18 protein-coding genes are annotated in these 25,392 nt (G+C 61.8%); 11 read left to right on the forward strand and 7 right to left on the reverse strand.

Features of this window, described 5'->3' with window-relative positions:
- Positions 1-11: 11 nt before the first annotated feature.
- Positions 12-2,156 carry a methyl-accepting chemotaxis protein gene (locus ACIPSK_RS05910; protein ID WP_446532663.1) on the forward strand — a complete coding sequence of 715 codons (2,145 nt, stop codon included), beginning with the start codon at positions 12-14 and terminating at the stop codon, positions 2,154-2,156.
- 67 nt (positions 2,157-2,223) lie between these two features.
- On the opposite strand, the gene ACIPSK_RS05915 is transcribed toward ACIPSK_RS05910, so the two are convergent.
- The 3 genes from ACIPSK_RS05915 to ACIPSK_RS05925 all read right to left on the reverse strand — a co-directional run bounded on the left by ACIPSK_RS05915 (position 2,224) and on the right by ACIPSK_RS05925 (position 6,526).
- Positions 2,224-3,486, reverse strand: coding sequence for a DUF3422 domain-containing protein (locus ACIPSK_RS05915; RefSeq protein WP_446532664.1), 1,263 nt, complete (start codon positions 3,484-3,486; stop codon positions 2,224-2,226).
- Positions 3,487-3,678: 192 nt separating this feature from the next.
- A complete protein-coding gene (locus ACIPSK_RS05920; protein WP_446532665.1) occupies positions 3,679-5,040 on the reverse strand; it encodes an MFS transporter in 1,362 nt (453 codons plus the stop codon).
- A 202-nt stretch (positions 5,041-5,242) separates the two neighbouring features.
- Complete coding sequence (locus ACIPSK_RS05925; protein ID WP_170275964.1) at positions 5,243-6,526, reverse strand: ABC transporter substrate-binding protein; 1,284 nt, start codon at positions 6,524-6,526, stop codon at positions 5,243-5,245.
- Positions 6,527-6,717: 191 nt separating this feature from the next.
- On the opposite strand from ACIPSK_RS05925, the gene ACIPSK_RS05930 reads away from it, so the two are divergent.
- Genes ACIPSK_RS05930 through ACIPSK_RS05955 form a run of 6 tightly spaced genes read left to right on the forward strand, consistent with a single transcriptional unit; the run spans position 6,718 to position 14,852 of the window.
- The gene (locus ACIPSK_RS05930; RefSeq protein WP_446532666.1) at positions 6,718-9,240 is read left to right on the forward strand and encodes a hypothetical protein; all 2,523 of its coding nucleotides are present in this window, start codon (positions 6,718-6,720) and stop codon (positions 9,238-9,240) included.
- A gap of 16 nt (positions 9,241-9,256) precedes the next feature.
- A complete protein-coding gene (bglB, locus tag ACIPSK_RS05935; RefSeq protein ID WP_446532667.1) occupies positions 9,257-10,351 on the forward strand; it encodes a beta-galactosidase BglB in 1,095 nt (364 codons plus the stop codon).
- Positions 10,348-11,712: a polygalacturonase PglB gene (pglB, locus tag ACIPSK_RS05940; RefSeq protein ID WP_446532668.1), complete on the forward strand. Its 1,365-nt coding sequence runs from the start codon at positions 10,348-10,350 to the stop codon at positions 11,710-11,712. Before bglB ends, pglB begins: the two co-directional genes overlap by 4 nt.
- On the forward strand, positions 11,700-12,806 hold the full coding sequence (locus ACIPSK_RS05945) for an ABC transporter ATP-binding protein (RefSeq protein WP_446532669.1): 1,107 nt from the start codon (positions 11,700-11,702) through the stop codon (positions 12,804-12,806). The genes pglB and ACIPSK_RS05945 overlap by 13 nt, the downstream gene beginning before the upstream one ends.
- A gap of 2 nt (positions 12,807-12,808) precedes the next feature.
- Positions 12,809-13,804, forward strand: a complete 996-nt coding sequence (locus ACIPSK_RS05950) for a carbohydrate ABC transporter permease (RefSeq protein ID WP_222331884.1) — start codon at positions 12,809-12,811, stop codon at positions 13,802-13,804.
- 1 nt (position 13,805) lies between these two features.
- On the forward strand, positions 13,806-14,852 hold the full coding sequence (locus ACIPSK_RS05955; protein ID WP_446532670.1) for a carbohydrate ABC transporter permease: 1,047 nt from the start codon (positions 13,806-13,808) through the stop codon (positions 14,850-14,852).
- 129 nt (positions 14,853-14,981) lie between these two features.
- Here the strand turns inward: ACIPSK_RS05955 and ACIPSK_RS05960 are convergent, their stop codons facing one another.
- On the reverse strand, positions 14,982-16,133 hold the full coding sequence (locus tag ACIPSK_RS05960; protein WP_446532671.1) for an ROK family transcriptional regulator: 1,152 nt from the start codon (positions 16,131-16,133) through the stop codon (positions 14,982-14,984).
- Positions 16,134-16,296: 163 nt separating this feature from the next.
- Between ACIPSK_RS05960 and ACIPSK_RS05965 the strand changes: the two genes are divergently transcribed.
- The gene (locus ACIPSK_RS05965; protein WP_017967459.1) at positions 16,297-17,319 is read left to right on the forward strand and encodes a helix-turn-helix domain-containing protein; all 1,023 of its coding nucleotides are present in this window, start codon (positions 16,297-16,299) and stop codon (positions 17,317-17,319) included.
- Here the strand turns inward: ACIPSK_RS05965 and ACIPSK_RS05970 are convergent, their stop codons facing one another.
- The 3 genes from ACIPSK_RS05970 to ACIPSK_RS05980 form a co-directional block, all read right to left on the reverse strand.
- On the reverse strand, positions 17,320-17,931 hold the full coding sequence (locus tag ACIPSK_RS05970) for a hypothetical protein (RefSeq protein ID WP_017967458.1): 612 nt from the start codon (positions 17,929-17,931) through the stop codon (positions 17,320-17,322).
- Positions 17,932-17,957: 26 nt separating this feature from the next.
- A complete protein-coding gene (locus tag ACIPSK_RS05975; RefSeq protein WP_446532672.1) occupies positions 17,958-19,055 on the reverse strand; it encodes a LacI family DNA-binding transcriptional regulator in 1,098 nt (365 codons plus the stop codon).
- A 75-nt stretch (positions 19,056-19,130) separates the two neighbouring features.
- Positions 19,131-19,763 (reverse strand): TetR/AcrR family transcriptional regulator, encoded by a 633-nt coding sequence (locus ACIPSK_RS05980; RefSeq protein WP_162116331.1) that lies wholly within the window; start codon positions 19,761-19,763, stop codon positions 19,131-19,133.
- A gap of 112 nt (positions 19,764-19,875) precedes the next feature.
- Between ACIPSK_RS05980 and ACIPSK_RS05985 the strand changes: the two genes are divergently transcribed.
- The 3 genes from ACIPSK_RS05985 to ACIPSK_RS05995 are packed head-to-tail and all read left to right on the forward strand — an operon-like array spanning position 19,876 to position 25,099.
- Positions 19,876-20,949, forward strand: a complete 1,074-nt coding sequence (locus ACIPSK_RS05985) for an efflux RND transporter periplasmic adaptor subunit (RefSeq protein ID WP_446532673.1) — start codon at positions 19,876-19,878, stop codon at positions 20,947-20,949.
- Positions 20,946-22,031, forward strand: a complete 1,086-nt coding sequence (locus ACIPSK_RS05990; protein ID WP_446532674.1) for an efflux RND transporter periplasmic adaptor subunit — start codon at positions 20,946-20,948, stop codon at positions 22,029-22,031. The genes ACIPSK_RS05985 and ACIPSK_RS05990 overlap by 4 nt, the downstream gene beginning before the upstream one ends.
- Entirely contained in the window at positions 22,028-25,099 is a 3,072-nt protein-coding gene (locus tag ACIPSK_RS05995; protein WP_446532675.1) for an efflux RND transporter permease subunit, read from the forward strand. The genes ACIPSK_RS05990 and ACIPSK_RS05995 overlap by 4 nt, the downstream gene beginning before the upstream one ends.
- The last annotated feature ends 293 nt before the right edge of the window (positions 25,100-25,392 follow it).

The following is a 25,392-nucleotide window of genomic DNA, read 5'->3' on the forward strand; positions in this document are numbered from 1 at the left end:
AGAGGATTATGATGTTGCATTTCTGGAATAAATTCGGCATTCGCGCGCAGATCACCTCCGGCTTCGTGCCGCTGATCCTGTTGATGAGCCTGCTCACGGTCAGCGCGATCTCCGGCATGAACGGACTCGCCTCGATCTTTGCGTCTTATCGCGCCACTGCCGGCCAAAGTCTCGCCATCTCGGACTACAGCGACCAGCTGCACGAGATTCAGATGTCGGCGGAAGCCTTCCGCTCTACCCCGACGCAAGAAGTCGTCGATCGCTTCCGCGCCGGCGTGAAGGCGTTCGACGCCGACGATCCGCGTTTTGCCGGCAACAAGGACCTGCAGTCCGGCCTTGCGGCGATCCGCCGGGACATTGCCGCCTATGGCAAGGCTTTCGAAGAGATCGTTGTCCTTCAGGCCAGGCGTGACGCCTTGATCTCCAAGGTCACCGAATTCGGCCCCTGGACCAGCATCGCGCTCAACGACGTCGTGCGCAGCGCCTGGCGCCAGAACGATGTGGCCCTGCTGCAGATGACGGCGGCGACACTGGAGGCTCTGAACCGCAGCCTCTATTTCTCCGAGCGCTTCGTGCATTCCAACGATTTTGCCGCCTATGACACGGCGCAGACGGCACTGGCCGAAGCGCTTACGCTCAACGAAGCCGCCGCCAAGGCCGCGAAGAACGAACTGCAAAAGAAGCGCCTGATGGGCGCCGGCCAGTTGATGCAGAACTACACCGCCCGTCTCGGCGACATGAAGGACGTGCTGCAGGCCTCGGGCAACATCCGCCAGATGCAGCTCAGCGTGCTCGCGCCGAAAATCTCAGGCGGCTTCAAGGATCTGCAGGCAACTGTTACCGGTGCGCAGAAGACCCTGGACGGTTCGGTGGACGCAACGGTTGCCTCCGCGACCAGTGCGACGCTCGTCATCAGCGGACTGCTGATCGTCATCGGCCTCGTACTTTCCTATTTCGTCGGCCGGCTGATTTCCTCGGCGGTGCGCAACATGGCCCAGTCCATGGAGCAGCTTGCCCGCGGTGAGGAAGGGATCGTGATCACGGGCGTCGAACATCGCCACGAGTTGGGAGCCATGGCGCGTTCGCTGAAGGTATTCCAGGAAACGGGGCGCGCCAAGCTGATCGCGGAAGCCAATGCCGAACGCGCCCGCCTGGCGGCCGAAGAAGAGCGGCTGCGCCAGGAGGCCGAGCGGCTCAGCGACGCGCAGGTGATGGAGCATGCCTTCCGCCAGATCTCCGTTGGGCTGGACGCGCTGTCGAAGGGCGATCTCACCGTCCGCGTCGGCGACGTCGACCACCGCTATGTCAGGATCCGGGATCATTTCAACAACTCGGTCGCGAGCCTCGAAGAGGCGGTTGACGCCGTCATTCGCGCGGTCGCCACCATCCGCTCCGGCCTTGCGGAAATCTCTACCGCCTCCAACGATCTCGCCCGCCGCACCGAGCAGCAGGCAGCCTCGCTGGAGGAGACCGTCGCGGCGCTGGGTGAGGTGACCCGCGGCGTCAATGGAACGGCTGAGGGCGCAAGCCGCGCCCAGGGAGTCGTGGCGACCGCCCGCACCAATGCCGAAAAGGGCGGCGAGATCGTTGCCCGTGCCATCGATGCGATGACGGAAATTCAAAATTCATCGTCCAAGATCGGCAACATCATCAGCGTCATCGATGAGATCGCCTTCCAGACCAACTTGCTGGCGCTGAATGCCGGCGTGGAAGCGGCGCGCGCCGGCGAGGCAGGCAAGGGCTTTGCCGTCGTCGCCCAGGAAGTCCGCGAGCTCGCCCAGCGCTCCGCCAACGCGGCAAGGGAGATCAAGCAGCTGATCTCTACCTCCTCGGCGCAGGTCAAGACCGGCGTCCAGCTGGTGGGCGAATCCGGCCTCTCGCTCGAACAGATCGTCGAGCAGGTCACCGCCATGAATGCGACCGTGGCAGAGATCGCCGTTGCCGCCCGCGAACAGGCGACGAGCCTGCGCGAGGTCTCGGCCGCCGGCGACCAGATGGATAAGGTGACGCAGCAGAACGCCGCGATGGTCGAAGAGACCACGGCCGCCGCTCAGAGCTTGACGCATGAAACCGAAAGCCTTGCCGAGCTGCTGCGGCGCTTCAGGACGAGCAGCGGCCGGGGATCGGAGCATCGGCACTACGCGCTGGCATCCTGACGTCGTGTCGATACGAGCAAACGCCGCCGTCCGAAAGGGCGGCGGCGAGCGCGTGTCTGGTGTCGTATCAATGGCTCCCGGATGCCGGAGCGTGCGGTGCGCCGGCAATGCTCTTGCGAACGTGACGAATTGCCGTCCAGACGGCGAAAAGCACGACCGGGATGGCGCCGAGGACGGCGAGCTTCGCCATGTGCGGATCAACGCCCAGTTCGGAAATGCTTTCCAGGCAGATCTTCGCCAGCCCGACGGTGTAGTAGGTGATGGCGATGACGGAGAAGCCTTCGACCGCCTGCTGGATATGCACCTGGATCCGCGCCCTCTCTTCCATCGAGGTCAGTAGCGAGGCGTTCTGATCTTCGAGCTGAACCTGCACGGTCGTCCGGAGAAGGTCTCCGGCCAGGCTCACACGTTCGGCCAGTTCGTCGAGGCGGCGTTCGGCGGCTTCGACCGAGCGGACGGCTGGTTGAAACCGCCGGTCGATGAAGGTGCCGATCCTCTGACGCTGCTCGACGCGCACCTCGCGAAGCTCCGACGTTCTGCTTGCGACGATCTCGGCATAGGCTTTCGTCGCGCCGAAGCGGTGGCGAGCGAGCGCTGAGAAGTTGAGCACATCCGACGAGAGCTTGGTGACCTCGGAAAGCAGGGCTTTGTCGACCTTGACCGCGCTTTGCATGTGCGCGATCAGCAGGTCGAGGCGCCGGTCGAAGACGGAAAGCTTCGACACCGTCTCGCGCGCCATCGGCAACGCCAGCAACGCCATCATCCGGTATGTCTCGATCTCCAGGAAACGCCTGACCATGCGGCCGGTGCGATAGGCATTGAGGTTGCGGTTGAAGAACAGGAATTCCACGAAGCCGCTGTCGGTCAGGCGGAAATTCGAATGCACTTCCGCATCGCCGCCGCCGACTTGCGAGGCGACATAATCAAGCTTCGGTCTTTCCGGACGCTGCCCGTCCTTCTCGTCGCGCACCAGCACCCGGACGGCCGCGATGACCTTCCCGTCGATCTGACGGCAGCATGTCTGAAAGGCTTCCGGCGGGTTGCTGCCGGGTTCGGCCGATGCCGGAACGACGAAGGTGAGGGTCAGGAACTCGGTATGCGCCTCCCACTTCAGCCGGCCGTCGCCGATGCGGCCGATGCCGTGGTTGCCTTCGCGGGTCGTGGAGACATCCTCCAGTCCCGGCAGGGAATTCGGTATCTGAGGAGGGGCATTCACGCCGACGATGGCGACGTGCCACACATCCGTGTCGCCATCGAAGTAAAGCGACGGCCGCGCGTGGAGCTCGTTGTGAAGCTCTCTTCGCAGCGGATGCTCGGAGCCCATCGGCATGGAAATGCACCTCTATACGGTAGGCAGTCGCTGGGTCGCCTGATGTAACCGGGTTGCCGGCATGTGTGAATTGACCATGGCGCCTGCGAGCCGGCGAAGGCCGACAACGCTATAGCCTCTCCCGAACCGCGTGTCACCATGCCTTCACCATCGGGTGGCGGCACTGCGCATGCCTTCGCACCGACCGTTCATTTAGAGCAAGCGCCAGCCGATGAAGCTTCCAAGCAGTTGCACACTACCGCCGGCCGACATCGCGATGATGAAGGCGGTTTCGGCTTCGCCGAGGAAGGCGAAGACCGCGCCCAGTATGGCGACGCCGATCGTCGCTCCCACCATGCGGGCGACGTTGATCAAGGCGCTCGCCGTGCCGGCGCGATCTGATGTCACGGTGGAGACGGCCACCGCCGTCAGCGGTCCTGTCGCCGTGCCCATCCCGACCCCGGTCAGCAACAGTCCGATCTCTTCGGCAATGAACCAGTCCGCCAGAAAGGCGGCGCCGAGCAGCAGATTGCCGAGACCCATCAAGGCGAGCCCCGCGGATATGGCCTTCTTCTTCCCCAGGCGCTCCGAGATCGCGCCGGAGAAGGGAGAGATCGCGATGAAGCTGATCGCCATCGGCAGCAGCGATAGCCCGACCTCGACCGACGCCAGCCGGCCGAGGCCGAGGGAGGCGAGCGGAAAGAGGAAGAGCGTGCCGTACATGCCGAAAGTCATCGCCGCCGTTCCCAGCATCGCGCCGCGGAACTGGCTGCCGGAGAACATCGAGATTGGAACCAGCGCCGTCTGTTCCAGCCGCCGCTCGACCCTGACGAAGAGCAAGAGAAACAGCGCGCCGGCAATGGCCAGCAGGGACGTCCAGAGGGGCGGCAGGTGCGACGATTCGATCGCGGCGAGCGTCGTGACCATGAGGGCAGCGATCCCCAGCAACTGACCGAGCATGTCGAAGGATCGGCCCTGCCGATCCGCGCTCTCGGGAACGAAGAGCCGCGCTCCGGCCGCCGCAGTCAGTCCGATGGGGATGACGACGAAGAAGACGGATCGCCAACCGAAATCACGGATGAGGAAGCCCCCGAGGCTCGGGCCGATCGCCAGCGACATGCCGTTGCAGCCGGCCCAGATTCCGAGCGCTCGGGCACGGATTTTCTCATCCCGGTAGATGACCCGGATTAACGAAAGCGAAGCGGGCAGGAGCAGGGCGGAGCCGAAGCCGGTTAAGGCTCTCGCCGCGATGAGGATGGCAATGGTCGAGGCGAATGCACAGCCAAGGCTCGCCAAGGCAAAGACAGCGCAGCCGATGATGAACATCAAACGTCGGCCGTAAAGATCGGCGAACAAGCCGCCGCTGATGAGAAGTGCTGCGTAGACGAGATTGTAGGCGTCAACGACCCATTGCAGTTCAGTGACGGAGGCCTTGAGGTCGACTCCTATTGGCTGAACCGCCAGGTTGACCACCGATGTATCGACCTGCGCCACGATCACGCCAAGGCACAAAATGGCAAGAGCGGCGGGCCTCAACTGCGAGTGAGACCCGGTGTTTTGTTCGATCGAATTCATGACGCTGCCTTTCCCCTACAGCGCCGCACGTCTTTTCAGAGGCCTAAAGAACGCTGTAACAATTTGAAGTGAGACGTAGCGTGATTCAGGCTATCGACAATTCGAAACTAGTCGAAGTGTCTGTGGGAAAGAAAAAGCCACGGCCCTGTTGCGAGGCCGTGGCTGCTGCATGCGCGCATGATGCGGGACGACGCGTGACCGGTTACTTGGCGGCGAGCGCCACGTTGACCTTGTCGACGTCGGCACTCATTGCCTTGAAGGTCTCGTCGAGGGAAAGCTCGCCGACGATCAGCTGGCTCATCCTCTGAACGATGAGCTGATAGATGGCGGAGGATCCCTTGAGACGTTCCAGGTCCCGGGCTGCCTGCGGCACGCTATTGCGGCTTGCGAGGAAGACGGCCATCGCCTCCTTGGCATTCTTGCTTTCGAGCTTGTATTGCGGGTCCTTGATGTCGGCGCCCGTCAGGATGACGTAGTTTTCAGCGATTTCACGCTGGACCTTTTCAGAGCCGAGAAACTCGATGAACGCGGCCACGGCCTCCGGAGATTTGGTGCGCTTGAAGCCGACGATCGCGGTGCCGCCAGGCATCGCATAGCAGCCGGCATCGCCGCACGGCGCGCTGATTGCCGTCCAGTCGAATGCGTCGCCGATCTTCTTCTGGAACGGATTGACCATCCAGTTGCCGGCGAGATAGGTCACGACGTTGCCGTTGACGAACTCGTCGCCCATGTTCTTGTACTGGGTTCCGCCGGCAGCCCCCCACATTTCCTTGGGGAAGGAGCCGTCCTTCGTCCAGCCGTAGAGATCCGTGACATAACGCTTGGCGGCATCGTCGGGGAAGAAGAACTTGCCGTCCTTCACGTAGTTCGAGCCGTAGGAGAATGCCGCGCCGGAAAAGCGGTGGCCCGAGCGATCCATCGTGAAGGGTATCTGAGCGCCGGTCGCCTTGGCGACGCGCGCGGAGGCTTCGACGATATCCTTCAGCGTGGCGGTGGGCTTCGGAAGCGGTTCGCCGGCCTGTTCGAACAGCGTCTTGTTGACAAAGGGCAGGTTGAAGGTTTGCGACGCGATATAGCCGTTGATCGACTGCGGGTCGTTGACGCCGGGGAAGCGAAGCGTGTTCAGGCTGTCGCCGTGCAGCTTGGCGAAACCGTCCGGGTCCTTCATGTAAGGACGCATGTCGAGGTAATAGGGCGCCAGCTGCCAGTCGGTGATCTTGGCGATGTCAGGGCCTTCGCCGACGGCAAGCTGTACCGGCAACTGCTTGGCGACCGCATCATAGCCCGACGAAACGAAATTGACCTTGACGTCGGGATGCGCCGTCTCGAATTCTTTGCTGAGCGCTTCCATCCGCTCGACGTAAGCCTGGTCGTCGTCGGTGAACAGAAAGGTGATCGTCTTGGTTTCCGCCATGGCCGCGCCGGCCCATGCGAAAGAAACGGTAGCCAGCGCCAGTGCGAGGGCTCCTGAGAGATAGGTTTTCATTTTCATCCTCCCATGAAAACATTTTCATCAATCGCGGCGTGAGCCATCGATAAACGAATTTCATATACTTGACATTCGTTCGGTCAAGCTATTTTCTGCGACCCTAGCGAATGTTTTTGAGCAATTTGCAAAAATAGCGCGCAAAAAGACATAATGAAAATATTTTCATAGAATTGCGGAGGAGGCGGTCTGTGAAAACGGAATCCAGCAAGCAGCCGGGCGAGATGACGCCGGCATACAGCGTGGCCGAGGGCCAGACGATTACGGCATGGGCCGTTTCCGGCCTCATCGCCAGCTATTTTCCCGGTGAGCCCGCGCCGGCCGAAGACCGCGTGAACTATCGTTTCATCAACGGTTTCGTCGATGTCGGCGACTTGCCCTGCCGCAAGGCCTTCTGGTCGACCATGGTCGGGCGGCCGCTGCTGCCCGACACAGCCTGGCCGACCGAAAGCCTCAATCTTCCCGGCTCGAATCGCCGCGTCGAGTTCACCGGTTTCTGGCACGTGCCGACGCATCTCAGGCGATGGCTGAAGGGCACGTTCAGGACGGAGACCGCGCGAACGCTCAATCTCAGGCTGAGAACCTGCGGCGGCGTTCGCATATGGGTCAACGGACAGGAGGAAGTGCGCTTCGAACCCTTCAAGCGCAACGTCGAGAGCGCAACCGACATAAGCCTGCCGCTTAAGGCGGGCGACAACCAGATTCTCGTCCATACCGAAGACCTCGCCGAGCGCGACACGACATGGTTCTTCGAACTCGAGATGCTGGACGAGGAGCCGCTCTGCGTGCTGCTGCCCGTATCGCTTGATCAGGATGAGGTCCGCGAGCTGGAAGCCCTTGCGCGCGGCGTGCGCCCGGCCCGCGACGTCTTCGTCAATCAGCCGCTGGAGATCATCTTCGGCACGGCGCCCGAACGCGACCTGCCGGTGGAACTCAAGGTCGTCGGCCATGGCCACGAACGGCCCGTTCTCGCGCACTCCCGATTGACGCTCAAGGCGCATCAGAGCAGCCTCACGGCCGACGACGTCTGCGGCATTGCGGACGGTTATCACGGCGTGCATATGACGATCGGCAGCGGCACGGGTTCGGTTACGCGCGTCATCGATGCCGCCTTCATGAGCAGCATTTCGCCGGTGCCATCAGAGACGTCGCTCGCCGCCCGCAAACGCCACGCGCTGGAATACAGCGCCCGCTTCGGCGCAAACCGCGTCGGGCGCCTGATCGCCATGATGGAAACCGGTCACCACGACCAGGAAAGCTTCGACCGCATCATCGACGCGACGCTCGCCTCCATCGATGCGCGGGAGGATTGCTCGGATTTCATCATGGTGCCGCTGTTATGGCTGCTCGGCGCCTATGGCGACCGGATGCCCAGGGCCACCATCGACCGCATCCGGCATTCTGTCCGTTCCTATCGTTACTGGGTCGACGAGCCGGGCAATGACGCGATGTGGTTCTGGAGCGAGAACCATGTGCTCTGCTTTCATACGAGCCAATTGCTGGCGGGACTTCTCCTGCCCGACGAGGTGTTTTCAGCCTCGGGCAGGACGGGGCGGCAGCAAGCGGAACTCGCGCGCCAGCGCCTCGGTCGCTGGTTCGACAGCGTCGAAGCCCATGGGTTGGCGGAGTGGAACTCGGCCGCCTATTACCCGATCGATTTCATCGGCCTGCTGGCGCTGGAGCGCTGGGCGGAGAGCGAGATCGCCGATCGGGCACGGGGCCAAGTCGATCTCATCTTCCGCATGATCGCCCTTCACACGCTCGCGGGCGTTCCGGCAGGATCCCAGGGACGCGCTTACGACAAGGAGCTGCGCGCCGGCCCGCTGACCGAGCTTGCGCCCTTCGCACAGGTCGCCTTCGGAACCGGCTGGCTCAACAACGGCGTTGCGGCACTGACGATGTTCTGCGCCGGCGGCTACGAGCCGCCGGCCGATCTCGCCGAGCTTGCTTCGCTGTCGCGGGGCAGAAGCGTCGAGGCGCGTTACAGCCAGGGGCTGGAGAGCGGAAAACTCGTGCTGTTCAAGAACCAGGCGGCGCAGCTTTCGACGGTCGTCGATCACAAGACCGGCCAGAAGGGGCACCAGCAGCATGTCCTCGACATCAGGTTGGCCGGCCATCCGATGGCGAGGCTGTGGGTCAATCATCCCGGTGAGGACGATCCCTGGGGCAATCAACGGCCGTCCTATTGGGCCGGCAACGGCATCCTGCCGCGCGTTGCCCAGCATCGCGACGTCGCCCTGCTGATCGAGGACACAAGCGACGCACGGCACGCATGGACGCACGCCTATATCGGCCGCGACGGGCTAGACGACCTCACTATCGAAGACAAATGGCTGATTGCCCGATCAGGCAGGGGATTTTCCGCCCTCTGGGCGTCGAACGGCCTGGAACTGATCACCGATGGCCCGACCGCCGGCCGCGAGGTGCGCTCCTACGGACCATTGTGCGGCTGGGCTGGTATCGTCGGATGCGGTAACGACGGCGCCTTCAAGACGTTCATCGAACGCCTGGGCCAGACGACGGTTTCCTTCGATCCCGGGCTTCGGCGTCTCTCCCTGACACCGCCCGGCGGCTCGGCGATCTGCCTGTCCTATGTTGATGGTCTTTCGATCGGCGGCAAGGCGAAGCCCTTCACGCACGAGCAGCCGCACCCGATCCTCACCCACGACAGTGCAGCCTCCCGCGCCGGCACTGACGGGCCGTTCTACTCCTGAAACATAGGTCTCCAGCATGAACACAGCATCTGTCGATAACGCCGCCCTCCTGACGACGATCGATCGCGTGGCAACGGCGTTCAGCCGGCTCAGGGGCATCAAGGAAGGTCTCGTGACGGGAAATTCCGCCTCCGGAATCCAGTTCGACGAATGGGACTGGGAAGTCGGCGTCGGCCTTTACGGCTTCCTGCGGCGCGCCATTTCCACCAATGATCAGAAAGCGCTGGAGGAGCTCGTTGCCTGGTATGCCGGCCAGATCGAACGCGGCCTGCCGCCGCGCCAGATCAACAGCACCGCGCCGATGCTGCCGCTTGCGATCCTCGTCCAGCATGTCGACCGCTCCGATTTTCGCGCTCTCGTCGAGGACTGGGCCGAATGGCTCGTCAAGGAACTGCCGAAGACCGAGGACGGCGGCTTTCAGCACGTCGTCAAGGAGCGCCTCAACGACGGTGAATTGTGGGACGATACGCTGTTCATGGCCTGCCTGTTCCTCGCCCGGGCCGGCGTGCTCTGCGAGCGCAGCGAGTGGATCGACGAGGCCGTCTATCAATTCGTGATCCACACCCGCTATCTCTCCGATCCGGTCAGCGGGCTCTGGTATCACGGCTGGACCTTCAACGGACGGCACAATTTCGCCAATGCCTTCTGGGCGCGCGGCAATGCCTGGATCACGGTCGCCATCCCCGAGCTCTTCGATCTCGTCCCAACGCTCGGCGAGAAGGACCGGCGTTTTCTGTCGAACGTTCTGGTCAGCCAGGTGCGCTCCTTGAAAGCATGCCAGCGGCCGGACGGAATGTTCACGACGCTTCTGGACGATCCGTCCTCGCCGCTGGAAACCTCAGCCACGGCAGGCATTGCCTATGGCATATTGCGCGCCATCGATGCCGGCATTCTCGACAAAGACGACAGGGCTCATGCGGAGCGCGCGTTTGCGGCGGTGCTGGCGCAGATCGACGAAGAAGGTGTCGTCCACGGCGTCTCGGACGGCACGCCGATGGGCCATGACCTCGATTTCTACAGGCGCATCCCCAACGTGCCGACGCCTTATGGCCAGGCGCTGACCATGCTGCTCCTGACGGAAGTCTTTCTCGAGAACGGCGAGCGCCAATGAGCCCCGTGTCACTTGTCGCGATCGAGCCGGCGGAAGGTGACGATACGGGCCGCCTGCAGGCGGCCATCGACGGACTGTCGGCTTCGGGCGGCGGACGCGTGGAGCTCAAGGCCGGCATCCATGTCTGCCGCGGGCTCCAGCTCAAATCCGGCGTCGACCTTCACCTGGCCGCCGGCGCGATCCTGCGTCCCGCTCCGGACTACGAGGCCTATGCGCATACGAGTGTTTCCGTGATCGCCGAAAAGTCGGACCGCGGCATGATCGTCGCCAAGGATGCACGGCGGATCAGCCTGACGGGGGCGGGGCGCATCGAAGCCGGTTGTGACAGCTTCATTGTGGGAGACGACGAGACGGTGGGAACCTTCATCCCGGCCGAATTTCGTCCCCGTGTCGTGGTGTTCGAAGGCTGCGACGAGGTCGAGATCAGCTCCGTCCATATTTGCCGCTCGCCGATGTGGACGCTGCACTTCGTCAACTGCGCCGATGTCGCGGTCAGGAACGTGACCATCGACAACGACCGCCGCCTTCCCAATACCGACGGCATCGTACTGGATGCCTGCCGCGGCGCCGTCATCGAGGACTGCCGGATATCGACGGCCGACGACGGCATATGCCTGAAGACGAGTATCGGCCCCGATCGTGTCGCCATCGGACGATGCGAAAACATTCTTGTGCGCCGCTGCTCCGTTGAGAGCCTCAGCTGTGCGCTGAAGATCGGCACGGAAACGCATGGCGACGTCACCAATGTCGTGTTCGAGGATTGCAACGTCTCATCCTCCAACAGGGCGCTCGGCATATTTTCCCGCGACGGCGGCCGGATATCGAATGTGAGGTTTTCGAGAATTGCGGTGGAGTGCCGCGAGACCTCCGATGGTTTCTGGGGCTCGGGGGAGGCGCTGACCGTCAATGTGGTCGACCGTGTCGCGGAGCGCACGGCAGGCGCCATCGAAAATCTCATCGTCGAGGACATAACCGGCCGGATGGAGGGGGCGATCACGATCATTTCGACCTCGTCGGCCGGTATCAGGAACGCATCGCTTGCGCGCATCGCCATCGATCAGCAGCCTGGGCAACTCGGTACGGCGCGATCCTACGACCTGCGTCCGACGAACGCGGACCTTTCCCCGAAAGCCGATGGCGGCGGCCGTGCGAATGCCTGGACCCGCGGGTCCGACGGTCGGGTGATCGGTCTTGAGCACTATCCGGGGGGAATGCCGGCCGTCTACGTGGCTGATGTCGTCGGGATAGTGATGAACGAGGTGCGGATCACAAGACCGACACCGCTGCCGCAAGGCTGGAACAAAAACAACGCCGTCTTCGAAACGGCGGCACCTGATGGGAGTGGGGCATGGCAGAACTGAAACTTTCCAACGTCAACAAATCGTATGGCTCGGTCAAAGTCCTGCATGACGTCGAACTCGATATCCAAGACGGCGAGTTCGTCGTCTTCGTCGGTCCGTCGGGATGCGGCAAGTCGACCCTGCTGCGTGTCATCGCCGGCCTCGAAGAGGTCACGGAGGGCGCAATCGCGATCGGGGGGCGCGACGTCAGCGCGCTCTCGCCAGCCGAGCGGAAGATCGCGATGGTCTTCCAGTCCTACGCGCTCTATCCGCATATGAGCGTTCGCAAGAACCTCGCTTTCGGCCTGGAGAACCTGAAGTTCAAGCGCGCCGAGATCGAGGCGCGGATTGCCGAAGCCGCCAGGATGCTGGCGATCGAACCTTATCTGGACCGGCGCCCGAAGCAGCTTTCGGGCGGCCAGCGCCAACGCGTGGCGATCGGCCGGGCCATCGTGCGCGAACCGGACATTTTCCTGTTCGACGAACCGCTGTCGAATCTCGACGCCGCGTTGCGCGTTCAGACCCGGGCCGAGATCACCAAGCTGCACCGCGAAATCAAGACGACGATGATCTACGTCACGCATGACCAGGTCGAGGCGATGACAATGGCCGACAAGATCGTCGTGCTTCGCGCCGGGCGGGTCGAGCAGGTCGGTGCGCCGCTGGACCTGTTCGATAGCCCGCGCAATCTCTTCGTCGCCGGCTTCCTCGGCTCGCCGCGCATGAACATCATCAAGGGCAAGATATCAGGCATCAGCGAAAGCGGCGTCACCATCGATGTCGGCAATGGCGGCAGCATCGTCAGCGATGTCGATCTCGCCGGCATTGCGGTCGGACAGGCCGTTCTCGCCGGCATCCGGCCCGCGCATTTTTCCCGTTCCAGCGAGCAGGGCCTGCCGTTCATCGTCCAGTATCATGAGGGCCTCGGGACCGAGACCTATGTCTACGGCAACCTTGCAGGTCAGGACGAGCAGATGATCATTCATGAGGCCGGCCATTTCGCGCCGGCCCCTGGTGATCACATCCTGATCGATGCCGCCCCGGGGCGGGTTCATCTGTTCGATCCCGAAAGCGCCCTGGCTTTTGCCCGGCGGCCCGGACAGGGGAGGCGCTGAACATGGCGGCGCTCAAGGCAGGTGCATTGCTGACCCAGACAGGGGAAACGGCGATGAGAGTGGTCGAAGCCCCGATAAATCTGATCGAGCGCATCTTCGGCCGCAAGCGTATGCCATGGCTGTTCCTGGCCCCGAACCTCGTACTGTTTGCTATCTTCACGTTCCTTCCGATCGCGATCGCGATCGGTTACGCCTTTACCGGCGGCACAAACCTTTTCGTGTCGGAGCGTCCCTTCGTCGGCCTGGACAATTTCCGCACGCTGCTTTCCTGCGGCAATTATCTGCAGCCGGGAACCTGTCAGGAATCGCTGTTCTGGACGGCCGTGTGGAACACGCTCTGGTTCGTAGCCTTCAATGTCGTCGCCACATTGCTCGTGGCGCTGATCACGGCGCTGATCCTCAATCGGGCGATCGTCGCGCGCGGCTTCTTCAGGGCGATGTTCTTCTATCCCGTCTTGCTGTCTCCCGTCGTCATCGGTCTCATCTGGAAATGGTTCCTCGATCGTAACGGGCTCCTGAACGCCTTCTTCCAGATGATCGGCGTTCCCCCTGAAATCTTCCTGCTTGATGTCGGCTGGTCGCGCTTCTTCGTCGTCGCGGTATCGGTCTGGTTTCACATGGGTTTTTATACCCTGATCCTGCTTGCCGGCCTCCAGGCTATCCCGAAGGAGCTCTACGAGGCTGCCTCCATCGATGCCGCTTCGCCGCGCCGCACGCTGTTCAGAATCACGCTTCCGTTGCTCGCCCCGAACCTCTTGGTCGTGTTCATTCTTTTGATGATCAAATCCGTCCAGATCTTCGACGAGGCCTGGGTCTTGACCAATGGCGGAGGCCCCGGCACGGCCAACAGCTTCATCGTCCAATATATCTACCAGATGGCTTTCGGCAGCGATCTTCGCCTCTTCGGACTGGCCTCCGCTGCATCGGTTCTCATGGGGCTGGTGCTTCTGGTTCTTACCCTCATACAGCTGCGCATCGGCAAGCGAATGGAGTCCTGAGATGAACCAGACCAGCTTTTTCACGCGCACACGCCGAGCCGGACGCATTGATATAACCGACATATTGTCATGGGTCTGGCTGGTCGGCGGAACCTTCGTGGTGTTGCTTCCGGTTCTCTGGGCGGGCCTCTCCTCGCTGAAGCCGGCGGCTGAGATCACCCGGTTTCCGCCGACGCTGCTTCCCCGGGCCGCCGTCGAACAGACCGTGCCCGGCTTCGACAAGCCGCTCAGCCTCTGGCAGGTTACCGTCGACGGCCAGATGCGCGAAATGGCCATGATTCGCCGCATCGGCCTCAAGGCCCAGATGGTCGATCCGGCAAATCCGGGATCACCGGTCAGCGTCGACGTCAAGGGGCTGACGCCGGTGCAGAAGCTGACGGTCGCCACGCAGAATTACACCGATCCGTTGACGCGCTTCAACTTCCTGACCTTCCTCAAGAATTCGGTGTTCGTCACCTTCGTCGCAACGCTGTTGACGCTGATCGTCAACGCCATGGCGGCTTTCGCCCTGTCGAAATACAAATTTCCCGGTGATACGACGGTCTTCGTCATCATCATTTCGACGCTGATGATCCCGCTCGCCGTCGTCATGGTGCCGGCCTATCTCGTCATCGTCGGAGTTGGGCTTGCCGACAACCTCTGGGGCGTCATCCTGCCGACGGTCGCCTCTCCGACCGCCGTCTTCTTGCTGCGGCAATATATGCTGACTATACCCGACGAGCTGATAGAGGCGGCGCGCGTCGATGCGGCAAGCGAATTCTGCATCTTCTGGCGCATCATCCTGCCGCTGACGGCGCCGGCTCTGGCGGTGCTGGCGATCTTTTCGGTGCTCTGGCGCTGGAACGACTTCCTCTGGCCGCTGATCGTCCTCAACAGCCGTGAGAATTTCACGCTGCAGGTCGGCCTGAACGCATTCCAGGGGGAGTTCTCGGTGCAGTGGCACTATATCCTGGCGATGACGTTCCTCAGCCTGCTGCCCGTCACCGTCGTCTTCCTGTTTCTGCAGAAGTACATCACCACGGGCATCGCCGGAACAGGGATGAAGTAAGTGGGCCTGCATTGAGAGAGATCTCTCGCAAGCGTCGAAGAACCCAACCACGCCGACCTCCGGCTGAGGCGCGTCGTATAGAACTCGGTTCATGCGGCGCGCTTCGGCGGTCGATACCTCCTGCGAATATCACAAAACGGTTTCGATCAGCGGGATCAAGGCCGCGCCGATTGCACCGGGGGCATCGATTATGCGCGCCACGGCAAGGCTTGGGACGTCACGTAATACGCCATGCCGAGGTAGATTATTGAATTCGGTCCGTTCGATAAGCATTCTCGCGAGTGAATGCGGAAGCTCGCCGCCAAGCACGATCAAGGCCGGGTCGAATACTGCGCAGATCGCATTGATGGCTTTGTTGTGGGCCGGCGCGACGCGGTCGACCCACTCCGCAACGCCATCCCAATCCACCAGGTTTTCGTTCTTTAAGTCCCTGAGGGTCAAGTTCGAGCGTCCCTTGGCATGAAGGTGTTGAAGCAAGAGGCTGAGTGCAGGGCGATCGTCGTATTCCTCACGCCCGAAGAGAACGGAATATTCGCCGGCATTTCCGAAACTGCCGCGAAACGGCATGCCTCCGGAAACGAGGCCGCCCCCGTATCCGTGAAGGTGGGCGATATAGGCGAAATCAGCGATGTCGCGGCCGACACCGAAAATTGCTTCCGCCAAGGCGGCGGTTCTCGCGACATTGTCTGCCCAGACCGGCAGGCCGAGCTGCTCTCCGAGCAAAGGCGCCAAATCGATCAATGACCAATGAGCGAGCGGCAAAGGACAGTTGAAGGCCGTCTCCAGCATCCGGTGGCCGGCGACCGCCAGGCCAACGCCGAGGACGTCACGTCGTTTGGCGCCCCGGCGGGCAAGCAGCTCTTCGACCGCCGCTTCGATCCGCTCCATTTCAACGGCTAACGAGGTGCCTACCTGGGGAATTTCCATGTTTTCCAGAGGTTCGCCGAAACCCATGAGGCAAAGGCCGATCGAGCCGACGTTCACAGAGATGCCCAGGGTTAAACACCAGTCTTTGCAAAGGGTCAGCTCCGGACTGGGCGGCCCGGGGCGCCGGGTTTCCGATGTGGAAAAGACAATCATCCCTCGCTCATGAAGCCGCGCGACGATCCTGTGCAACGATTGCTGGGTGAGATCGAGCGGCTCGGTTAGGTCGGAGCGCTCAATGCCCGGAGACTTCCAGATCAGCCGCAACAGGTCGCGTTCGTTGCGGGACGCGACGCGCACAGCTTGCGTGTCTCGCAAAAAATGCGCGGCGATGTGGTCTAGCGGATCATACTTCATTTTGGGTTCGGTTTGATTTACACTGTGAGTGTGAACCAGATTGGGAGGGCGTTTTGCTTCTGTCAAACAAGGAATTCGAGCCCCGGTTTGCCGGCCCTGCTTACTCCATTGAGATTGGCCAAGCCAGCCGGGATCACAATTCACGACGGCAGAGGGGATATCGTTGAGATCCGAGAGCACGGCGCGCGCTCCTGAGCGTGAGACATACGGGTTTGCGCCGACGCATGAAGGCAGGGACTTCGAGTCGATGGTGCAAGCCTATTCGGCAGGCTACGGAGCCTTTAGCGCCAAGCCGCTGAGCAAAGATCGGGCTTTTGCTTGGGCAGCGGACCTGAGAACAAGCGGGCCATTTACGGCGCTCCATTCGGTTTATCAGAGTTCCTGGACGATTCGAACGCTCGAGGAGACGCCGCAACACCTCGCGTTTTACATCCCGCACACCGGATCCTTTCGACTGTCCATTGGAAAAAGGGTGGTTGAAAGTGAGGCGGGTCATCTTCTCATGGCCAACAACCATCAGGCCGGCGATCGTTTCGTCCAGGGCGGCCCGCACCGCTCGGATGCGCTGTTCCTGGACTGGAAAATTGTGAGACGAATGCTCGTTTCACTGGTGGAAACGCCGATCCTCGATTCGCTTGACCTAGAACCCGTTCTGGATCTCGCAACACCATCGGGTCAGCTTATCGGCAGCCTGGCGCAGACGATCGTGCGGGGCATGCTCGATGACGGTCCGCTTCTGTCTTCACCGCTTGCCATGGCAGGAATGAGCGAAACGCTTGCGAATCTCGTGATCCGATTTGGCTCTCACCGTTTTTCCGGCTATCTGGAAAAAAACAAAGTATCGTTGGTCGCGCCTTGGCATGTCCGACGTGCTATCGACTATATGCACGCCAATATCGCAGAGCCCCTCACCATGACGATGATTGCGGATGACGTCGGTGTTTCACTTCGGGCGCTGCAAACGGGCTTCAAGGCCTTCAGGGGAACTTCACCGGGCAGTTACTTGCGCACGATCAGGCTGCAGGCAGCCCGCGACCAGTTGCGGGATCCGATGAATCAGCGATCCGTTCGGGAAATCTGCGCGATGTGGGGTTTTTCTCATGCCGGCAGGTTTTCCAGTGTCTACCGCAGCGCCTTTGGAGAAAGCCCGCGCGATACGCGCTTGCGGGCCGAGCGCTTGCGCTAGCTAACTACGGAAGGCGCGCCTAATAATTTCTTCAACAGCAATCGATACCGGCGCACAGGATGGGATCAGGCCGCGCTGCATTTGCCAAACATCGGTGAGCAATGTCCGATCGTGGAGCGCGCCGCCCGCATTGTCTTTCGACCGGTCTCGTTTGAGAAGACAAATCATCGACTGTCGACTCTCGTTGAACTCCGCCGAGGTAGCCTCTAGTTCCCGTTCCGATAGACCCAGGTATTTTCCGCAGCCTTCAGAGGCGCATATTTCGAAGGGCTTTCTCAAGAAAGCCTCTACCGCCGACGCTTGGCTTGAATAAACGGGATCGTCTTTCACGAACTCGCGGAACGCTTTAAGGTCGCCGCGCAGGATTCTCGGAGTTAGATCGAAGCCTCGAGCTGCGAACAAAAGACCCCAGCTAAAGTATCCAAGCCTGAGTGTGGTCGCCTCGCAAGCGCGACGTTCTTTACTATCGTAGTGGTTGCAATCTCGAAGCTTCACTGCACTAAAGATCTTGGGAATTTGCAAGGTTTCTTTAGCGTCGGACGCAACGGCTATCGAAGCATCGATCATGATACACAATGAGATCGATAGGGCTGCAGCAAGGATTTTGGTCATCGTGCTCTCCGAAGGTACCGCATCGATCAGGCTCGATGCGTTGCGTTCTCGCGCGGCGGCGCGATGCTGCCCCTCAAGACGAGATGGCAACCGAGTTCCAGGCGATGGGCCGGCCGCTGCGGGTCGTTGGCGATCAGCCGCTGTTCGATGAGCGCCAAGGCGGCCGCGCCGAGCCTGTCTGTGGGTACGCTGATCGTCGACAACGGCGGGCGGCTGAATTCGCCGGGGACGATATCGTCGAACCCCAGCACTGATATCGCTTCGGGCACGCGGATGTCGCGATCGGCCAATGCCTTCAGGCATCCGAGCGCCAGATTGTCGGCCGCGCAGAAGACGGCGGTCGCGCCTTTCATCGTGGCATCGCGGTCGAGCAGCGCATTGATCGCAGCCTCGCCGTGCCGGGGCTCATACCCCTCGGCCTCGACGATCATATCGTCGGGCACCGGAAGCTGCGCGGCGAAATAGGCATCGGAAAAGCCGTCATATCGGCGCTGGATCGTCGTGCGGCCCTTCCAGGTCAGGTGCAGGATGCGGCGATGCCCGAGCCCCAGCAGGTGCTCGATGCCGAGCCTCGCCCCGAAGCGGTTTTCGGGGGTGACCGTATCGACCAGCATGGTGGGATCTTCGCCGTTGACGATGACGACCGGCATATCAGGAGAGGCGAGGCTTCGGATCAATTCCGGCTGATCGTCGTTCAGGACCACGATGCCGTCGGCGCGCTCCGACAGCGCGATCTGCCTGACCCGAGCGCCGTCGATGCGGCGGCCGGTGCTAACGAAGGGTACGATCCTGATGCCGCGGCGTTCGCACTCCCTGCGAAGACCGTTGAGGATCGTCCAACTCACCAGGTTGAGGTCGCTCTCCGGCGCGGCATCGTCGGGAATGGCGAGAAGCAGGACGCGCAAGGTCGCGATCGTCGCCTTCTTCCGCCGGCGGTCGAGGTAACCCAGGCGTTTTGCCGAATCCAGAACCCTCTCGCGTACCTCGATCGTCAGCGGTGCGGTTCCGTTCAGCGCGTGCGAGGCCGTGCTCAGCGATACGTCAGCATCGCGCGCGACATCCTTGAGATTGACTTTGCGTTCCACTTTTTCCGTCACGAATTGAGGTCGTGCCTTCGAAGGCATAGCTAACTCGATGTTTTTACATAAAAACTTCAAAAAAGCTACGTGTTTGGCACGGAATTATTCGTCGTTCGGCCATCAGTGAGGTTTGGCAAGCAGGCCGTTGAGCAGCAGGTCGAAATAGGCCCGCAGGAAGGCCTCCTTGTTGGGAGTGGGCACGCGGCGGTCGTCGAATATCAGCCGCAGAACTGTCGTCGTCAGGATGGGCGCGACCACGATGTCGGAGAATTCCACCGGAACTTCGCGAAACTCCCCTGACGCCACACCCTCGAGAATAAGAGCGTCGACCTTGGCGATGATCGGTTCAATGAACTGATCGTGGTGGCGGTCGATCAGGTCGGGGAATCGATGCCCTTCGGCAATGACGAGCCGCGTCAGCTCGCGGGTCGTGCGATCCTCGGCGATTTGTTCGTAGAGCAGGCCGAGAATGGAAATCAGCCGGTCGGCGGCGCTGCCGCTGAGGCTCTCGGTGATCCCCAGCAGCTCCTGAAACGGCACGGAGAAGTGGTGGATCATGGCTTCGAAAAGCTTCTCCTTCGTCTCGAAGTAGACATAGACCGTTCCCTTGGTGACGCCGACCCTGTCGGCGATGTCTTCGACGCGCGTGCCCGCGAAACCGCTTCTCACGAATTCCTCGAAGGCGGCATCGAGAATCTGGATGGGCCGCAGCGCCTTCTGTTCCGCGCGCGTGATCTTCTTCTGGGCTGCCATTTTCTGACCCTCCACCTGTTGCATGCGTCCTCGTTCCCCGCGGCGCAAAGTTTCATTGACTAATGCGTCAGTCAATTATATAGGAGCTGCCGTTGAGAGCAAGAGGTCAACTATGAGAACCATTCTGATCGCCACAGCGATCGCATGCGCCATCGGTCTCGGATCATGCAGCGATGAGCGCGGGCCGACTGAGCCAACCGCACGGCAGGTCGGCGTTGTCGTCGCCAAGCCTGAGCCGCTGGTCCAAGGTGGCGCGGTCACCGGCGAAGTCCGCGCCCGTGTCCAGACCGATCTGTCCTTCCGCGTCAGCGGCAAGATCATCGAGCGGCTGGTGGAAGTCGGACAGTCAGTGAAGGCGGGGCAGCTCCTCGCGCGGATCGATCCGGAAGAGCAGAGGGCCGATCTGGATGTGGGGGCAGCCAATCTTCAGTCGGCTGAGGCCCAGCAAACCCAGGCGCAACTCGCATACGACCGCCAGCAGAGCCTGTTTCGAACGCAGGTGACGACGCGTGCGGCACTCGACCAGGCGCAGGAGGCGCTTCTGACTGCGCAGGCATCGACAAAGTCGGCGCAGGCGCTGTTGGAGACCGCTCAGGACACTCTGTCTTACACCGAGCTGAAGGCGGACGCCGACGGGGTGATCACCGCCCGCAATGCCGAGGTCGGGCAGGTGGCGCAGGCGGCCCAGGTCGTCTTCACGCTGGCCCATGACGGCGACCGCGATGCCGTCTTTGAAGTGGTCGAGAGCGCGTTCCTGCGCCCGATCGACGGCGACGGGACCGTGACCCTTCTGGCGAACCCCTCACAGAAGATTACGGCCAAGGTTCGCGAGATTTCGCCGACGATCGATCCCTCCACCGGAACCATCAAGGTCAAGGTCGCGATATCGAGCGACGCTGCGATCCCCCTCGGCGCTCCCGTCGTCGGAAGATTCAATTATGTCTCGCAGGACGTCATCCAGCTTCCCTGGTCCGCCATGACATCCAAGGGCGGCAAGCCGGCCGTCTGGATTGTCGATCCCGCATCATCTGCGGTTTCGGCAAGGGCGGTGGATGTCTCCGGCTACGAGACCGGCAGCTTCATCGTCAAGTCAGGTGTGTCTGAAGGAGAGGTCGTGGTGGCCGACGGAACCAAGTTCCTCAGGCCGGGTGAAATCGTGTCTTATGTCAAGGAAGCTTCCAAGTGATTATTCGTCCCAAGATAGTCGCACTGATGATGGCTACGGCCCTGATCTCCTCCTGTACGTCGCAGGAGGAAAGCAAGGAGGAAGCCCCTCGTCCCGTGCTGTCGATGACAGCCAAGCCAACGTCGTCTTCGAGCTTGAGCCTGACCGGCACGATCGAACCGACGATCGAGACCGAACTCGGCTTCCGGATTCTCGGGCGGATGATCGCCCGCAACGTCAATGTCGGCGATCTCGTCAAGAAGGATGATGTCGTTGCCGCCATCGATCCGCTGGCGTTGGAGCTTGCCGTGCGCAACGCCCAGTCGGACGTAGAGAACAGCGACGCCCAGCTCAGGAACGCGGTGACCACAGAACAGCGCCAGCGCACGTTGCTGGAGTCGCGCTCAGGTACCGAAGCCTCGCTCGAAGAGGCCGAACAGGCAAGGCGAACGGCCGCGGCCGCCGTCGCCAAGGCGCAGGCCAATCTCGACAAGGCCACGGAGCAACTCGGCTACGCGCAGCTTCGGGCGGAATTCGACGGGGTGGTGACCGCGACCTCGGCCGAGGTCGGACAGGTGGTGTCGGCCGGCCAGACGGTCGTGACCATCGCACGGCCGGACAAGCGCGATGCCGTGGTCGACGTGCCCCAGGCAGCCGCCCAGAAACTGAAGATCGGCGCGCCCTTCGAGGTGGCGCTGCAGCTCGATCCGACCATCCGCACGTCGGGAGTCGTGCGTGAAATAGCACCAGAGGCGGAGACGTCCACCCGCACGAGCAGGACCAAAATCGCGCTGAGCGATCCCCCCGCCACCTTCCGGCTGGGCTCCGTCATCTCAGCCTCGGCAACCATTGCAGCCGATTCGCAGATCGTCCTGCCTTCCTCCGCAATCCTTGTCGGCAGCGACGGCCCGAGCGTCTGGATCGTCGATGCGCCGGCCAGGAAGGTATCTCTTCGCCGCGTCAAGATCGACGGCGACGTCGAAGATGGCGGCACCGTCCGAGTCAGCGAAGGGATCGCCCCCGGAGAAAGGGTGGTCATGGCAGGCGTGCATCAACTTGAAGATGGCCAGGCCATCAGGATCGACCAGGAGATCAGCCAGTGAAGTCCTTCAATCTTTCCGACTGGGCGCTCGAACACCGTTCGCTCGTCTGGTACTTCATGATCGTCTTCATTCTCGCCGGCGCCTTCTCCTACGTGAAGCTCGGCCGCGAGGAAGACCCGAACTTCACGATCAAGACGATGGTGATCACCGCCCAGTGGCCCGGCGCCTCCGCCGAAGAGGTGACGCGGCAGGTAACCGATAGGATCGAGAAAAAGCTCCAGGAACTGGAATCGCTTGATTACACCAAGAGCGAGACCGTTGCCGGCCAGACGACAGTCTTCGTCGAGCTGCTGCCGACGACCAAGGCGAAGGATGTCGCGCCGACCTGGCTGCGCATCCGCAACATGATCGCCGACATCAAGGGCGATTTCCCGACCGGGGTCGACGGTCCTTTCTTCAACGATCGCTTCGGCGACGTGTTCGGAAACATCTACGCCTTCACCAGCGACGGCCTTACCCAGCGCCAACTTCGCGATCTCGTGGAAGATGCCCGTTCCAAGGTTCTGACCGTGCCCAACGTCGGCAAGGTCGATGTGGTCGGCGCCCAGGACGAGGCGATCTATCTCGAATTCTCCACACGCCAGATCGCCGCACTCGGGATCGACCAACAGTCGGTCATCCAGACCCTGCAGGCGCAGAATGCCGTCACGCAGTCCGGCTTCGTTGACGCCGGGCCGGAGCGCATCGCCTTGCGGGTCAGCGGACAGTTCACCTCCGAGGACAGCCTGAGATCGATCAATCTTCGGATCAACGACCGCTTCTTTCCGCTGAGCGATGTCGCCACGATCAAACGCGGCTACGTGGATCCGCCGTCGGCGCTGTTCCGCTTCAACGGCCAGCCGGCGATCGGGCTTGCCATCGGCATGAAGCAGGGCGCCAATCTTCTGGAGTTCGGCGAGGGGCTCGACGCGCAGATGAAACGTGTCGTCGCCGATCTCCCGATCGGCGTCGATGTCCACCGCGTTTCCGATCAGCCGGCCGTTGTCGACGAAGCGGTGTCCGGATTTACCCGCGCGCTTTTCGAGGCTATCGTCATCGTCCTGATCATCAGCTTCATCAGCCTTGGTCTTCGCGCCGGCATGGTGGTGGCGATCTCCATTCCGCTCGTCCTGGCGATCACCTTCGTGGTGATGGAATATTCCGGCATTTCGCTTCAGCGCATCTCGCTTGGCGCACTCATCATCGCGCTCGGGCTGCTTGTCGACGATGCCATGATCGCCGTCGAGATGATGGTGGCCCGCCTGGAGGCGGGCGACGATCTCAGGAAGGCCGCCACCCACGTTTATACATCGACCGCCTTTCCGATGCTGACGGGGACGCTCGTCACCGTTGCCGGTTTCATTCCGGTTGGTCTCAACAACAGCGCTGCCGGTGAATTCACCTTCACGCTTTTCGTGGTCATCGCAGTTTCGCTGATCGTTTCCTGGGTGGTGGCGGTGCTGTTCACGCCGCTTCTCGGCGTCACGATCCTGCCGAAGACGATGAAATCGCATCACGAGAAGAAGGGCCGCTTCGCCTCGGTCTTCTCCTGGCTCCTGGGGCTGGCGATGCGCTGGCGCTGGGTCACCATCATCCTCACGGTCGGTGTCTTTGCACTTTCGATCGGCGGCATGGGGCTGGTGCAGCAACAGTTCTTCCCCAACTCGGACAGAACCGAGCTGGTCATCGACTGGAATCTCCCCAACAACAGTTCGATCGCCGAAACCAACAGGCAGATGGCCAAGTTCGAAAAGGAGATGCTGGCCGATAACAAGGATGTCGACCATTGGACGACCTATGTCGGCCAGGGTGCGCCACGCTTCATCTTGTCCTTTGACGTGCAGACGCCCGACGTGTCGTTCGGGCAGACGATCATCGTCACCAAAGGGCTCGACGTGCGCGACAAGGTGCGGGCGGAACTGCAGGACTATCTGACGAAAACCTTCCCCGGCACCGACGCCTTCGTCAAGCTTCTCGACATCGGCCCGCCGGTGGGCAAGCCGGTCCAGTACCGGATCAGCGGTCCCGATGTTCAAAAGGTCCGCGACCTCTCGCAGCAGTTCGCCGGCGTCATGGGATCGCACCCGCTTCTGGCGAACATGGTCCTGGACTGGAATGAGCCGTCCCGCGTGGTGAAGGTCGATGTCCTGCAGGACAAGGCGCGCCAGCTCGGCGTATCCTCCGAAGACATCGCCACTGCCCTCAACGGCATCGTCGAAGGCTCGACGGCCACCCAGGTTCGAGACGACATCTACCTGGTCAACGTCATCGGCCGCGCCAGGGCAGCCGAGCGCGATTCCATCCAGACGCTTGAGAATCTGCAGCTCTCCACCTCCAACGGCAAGGTCGTGCCGCTGTCTGCCGTGGCGAATTTCCGCTACGAGCTCGAGCAGCCGACGATCTGGCGTCGCGACAGGCAACCCACCATAACGGTCAAGGCGGCCGTCGTCGGTCCGACGCAACCCGCCACGATCGTCGAACAGCTCAAGCCGAAGGTCGAAGAATTCCAGAAAAACCTTCCCGTAGGATACAAGGTGGAAGTGGGCGGCGCGGTCGAATCCAGTGCAGATGCCCAGGGGCCGATCGCGGCAGTCGCTCCGCTGATGCTGTTTGTGATGGCGACGATCCTGATGATCCAGCTGCAGAGCTTCAGCCGCCTCTTCCTGGTGTTCGCGGTTGCGCCGACCGCCCTGATCGGCGTCGTCGCAGCACTGCTGCTCAGCAACGCACCCATGGGCTTCGTCGCGATCCTCGGCGTGCTTGCGCTCATCGGCATTCTGATCCGCAACTCCGTCATCCTGGTCGTTCAGATCGAGCACCTACGCAGCGAAGGAATGGCGCCCTGGCAGGCGGTCATCGAGGCCACTGAACACCGCATGCGGCCGATCATGCTGACGGCCGCGGCGGCCACGCTGGCGCTGATCCCGATCTCGCGCGAGATCTTCTGGGGGCCGATGGCCTACGCCATGATGGGCGGCATCGTCGTCGGAACCGCGCTCACCCTGCTGTTCCTGCCTGCACTCTACGTCGCGTGGTTCAGGATCCCGAGGGATAAAGGCGACCACACCGCCGCCTTGGCAGAGGCGTGAGCACCGGCTTCGACGTCCATCGCATGCGACCGCCTCGGCGGCCGCTGCATGTCCCGGTCTGCGAGGAGCGAGCGCCGGCGACGTTGGTGCATATGTCTTCGATGCCGCGGGCGCCGCAGTCGCAAGTCCGTTTCGCCTGGTCGGACGAGTCGTCGGCTCGCAATGATGAAAGCTGATGTCTCGAGCGGGCGCCCATGGCTAATCCTGAGGCATCGTGAAGAAATGTGTACAATGTGACTATTAAATTGTCAGCTGCACAAATGAAGAGCAAACTTCCGCCTGTGGCCGATTTG

The sequence above is a fragment of the Rhizobium sp. LARHSG275 genome, from assembly GCF_052871115.1.

Excerpts from the sequence above, each read along its gene's own strand:
- ACIPSK_RS05920 (WP_446532665.1), bottom strand. The coding sequence starts at position 5,040 with ATGAATTCGATCGAACAAAACACCGGGTCTCACTCGCAGTTGAGGCCC.
- ACIPSK_RS05910 (WP_446532663.1), top strand. The coding sequence starts at position 12 with ATGTTGCATTTCTGGAATAAATTCGGCATTCGCGCGCAGATCACCTCC.
- ACIPSK_RS05980 (WP_162116331.1), bottom strand. The coding sequence starts at position 19,763 with ATGGCAGCCCAGAAGAAGATCACGCGCGCGGAACAGAAGGCGCTGCGG.
- ACIPSK_RS05975 (WP_446532672.1), bottom strand. The coding sequence starts at position 19,055 with ATGCCTTCGAAGGCACGACCTCAATTCGTGACGGAAAAAGTGGAACGC.
- ACIPSK_RS05950 (WP_222331884.1), top strand. The coding sequence starts at position 12,809 with ATGGCGGCGCTCAAGGCAGGTGCATTGCTGACCCAGACAGGGGAAACG.
- ACIPSK_RS05925 (WP_170275964.1), bottom strand. The coding sequence starts at position 6,526 with ATGAAAACCTATCTCTCAGGAGCCCTCGCACTGGCGCTGGCTACCGTT.
- ACIPSK_RS05985 (WP_446532673.1), top strand. The coding sequence starts at position 19,876 with ATGAGAACCATTCTGATCGCCACAGCGATCGCATGCGCCATCGGTCTC.
- bglB (WP_446532667.1), top strand. The coding sequence starts at position 9,257 with ATGAACACAGCATCTGTCGATAACGCCGCCCTCCTGACGACGATCGAT.
- ACIPSK_RS05955 (WP_446532670.1), top strand. The coding sequence starts at position 13,806 with ATGAACCAGACCAGCTTTTTCACGCGCACACGCCGAGCCGGACGCATT.
- ACIPSK_RS05960 (WP_446532671.1), bottom strand. The coding sequence starts at position 16,133 with ATGAAGTATGATCCGCTAGACCACATCGCCGCGCATTTTTTGCGAGAC.
- pglB (WP_446532668.1), top strand. The coding sequence starts at position 10,348 with ATGAGCCCCGTGTCACTTGTCGCGATCGAGCCGGCGGAAGGTGACGAT.
- ACIPSK_RS05915 (WP_446532664.1), bottom strand. The coding sequence starts at position 3,486 with ATGCCGATGGGCTCCGAGCATCCGCTGCGAAGAGAGCTTCACAACGAG.
- ACIPSK_RS05970 (WP_017967458.1), bottom strand. The coding sequence starts at position 17,931 with ATGACCAAAATCCTTGCTGCAGCCCTATCGATCTCATTGTGTATCATG.
- ACIPSK_RS05945 (WP_446532669.1), top strand. The coding sequence starts at position 11,700 with ATGGCAGAACTGAAACTTTCCAACGTCAACAAATCGTATGGCTCGGTC.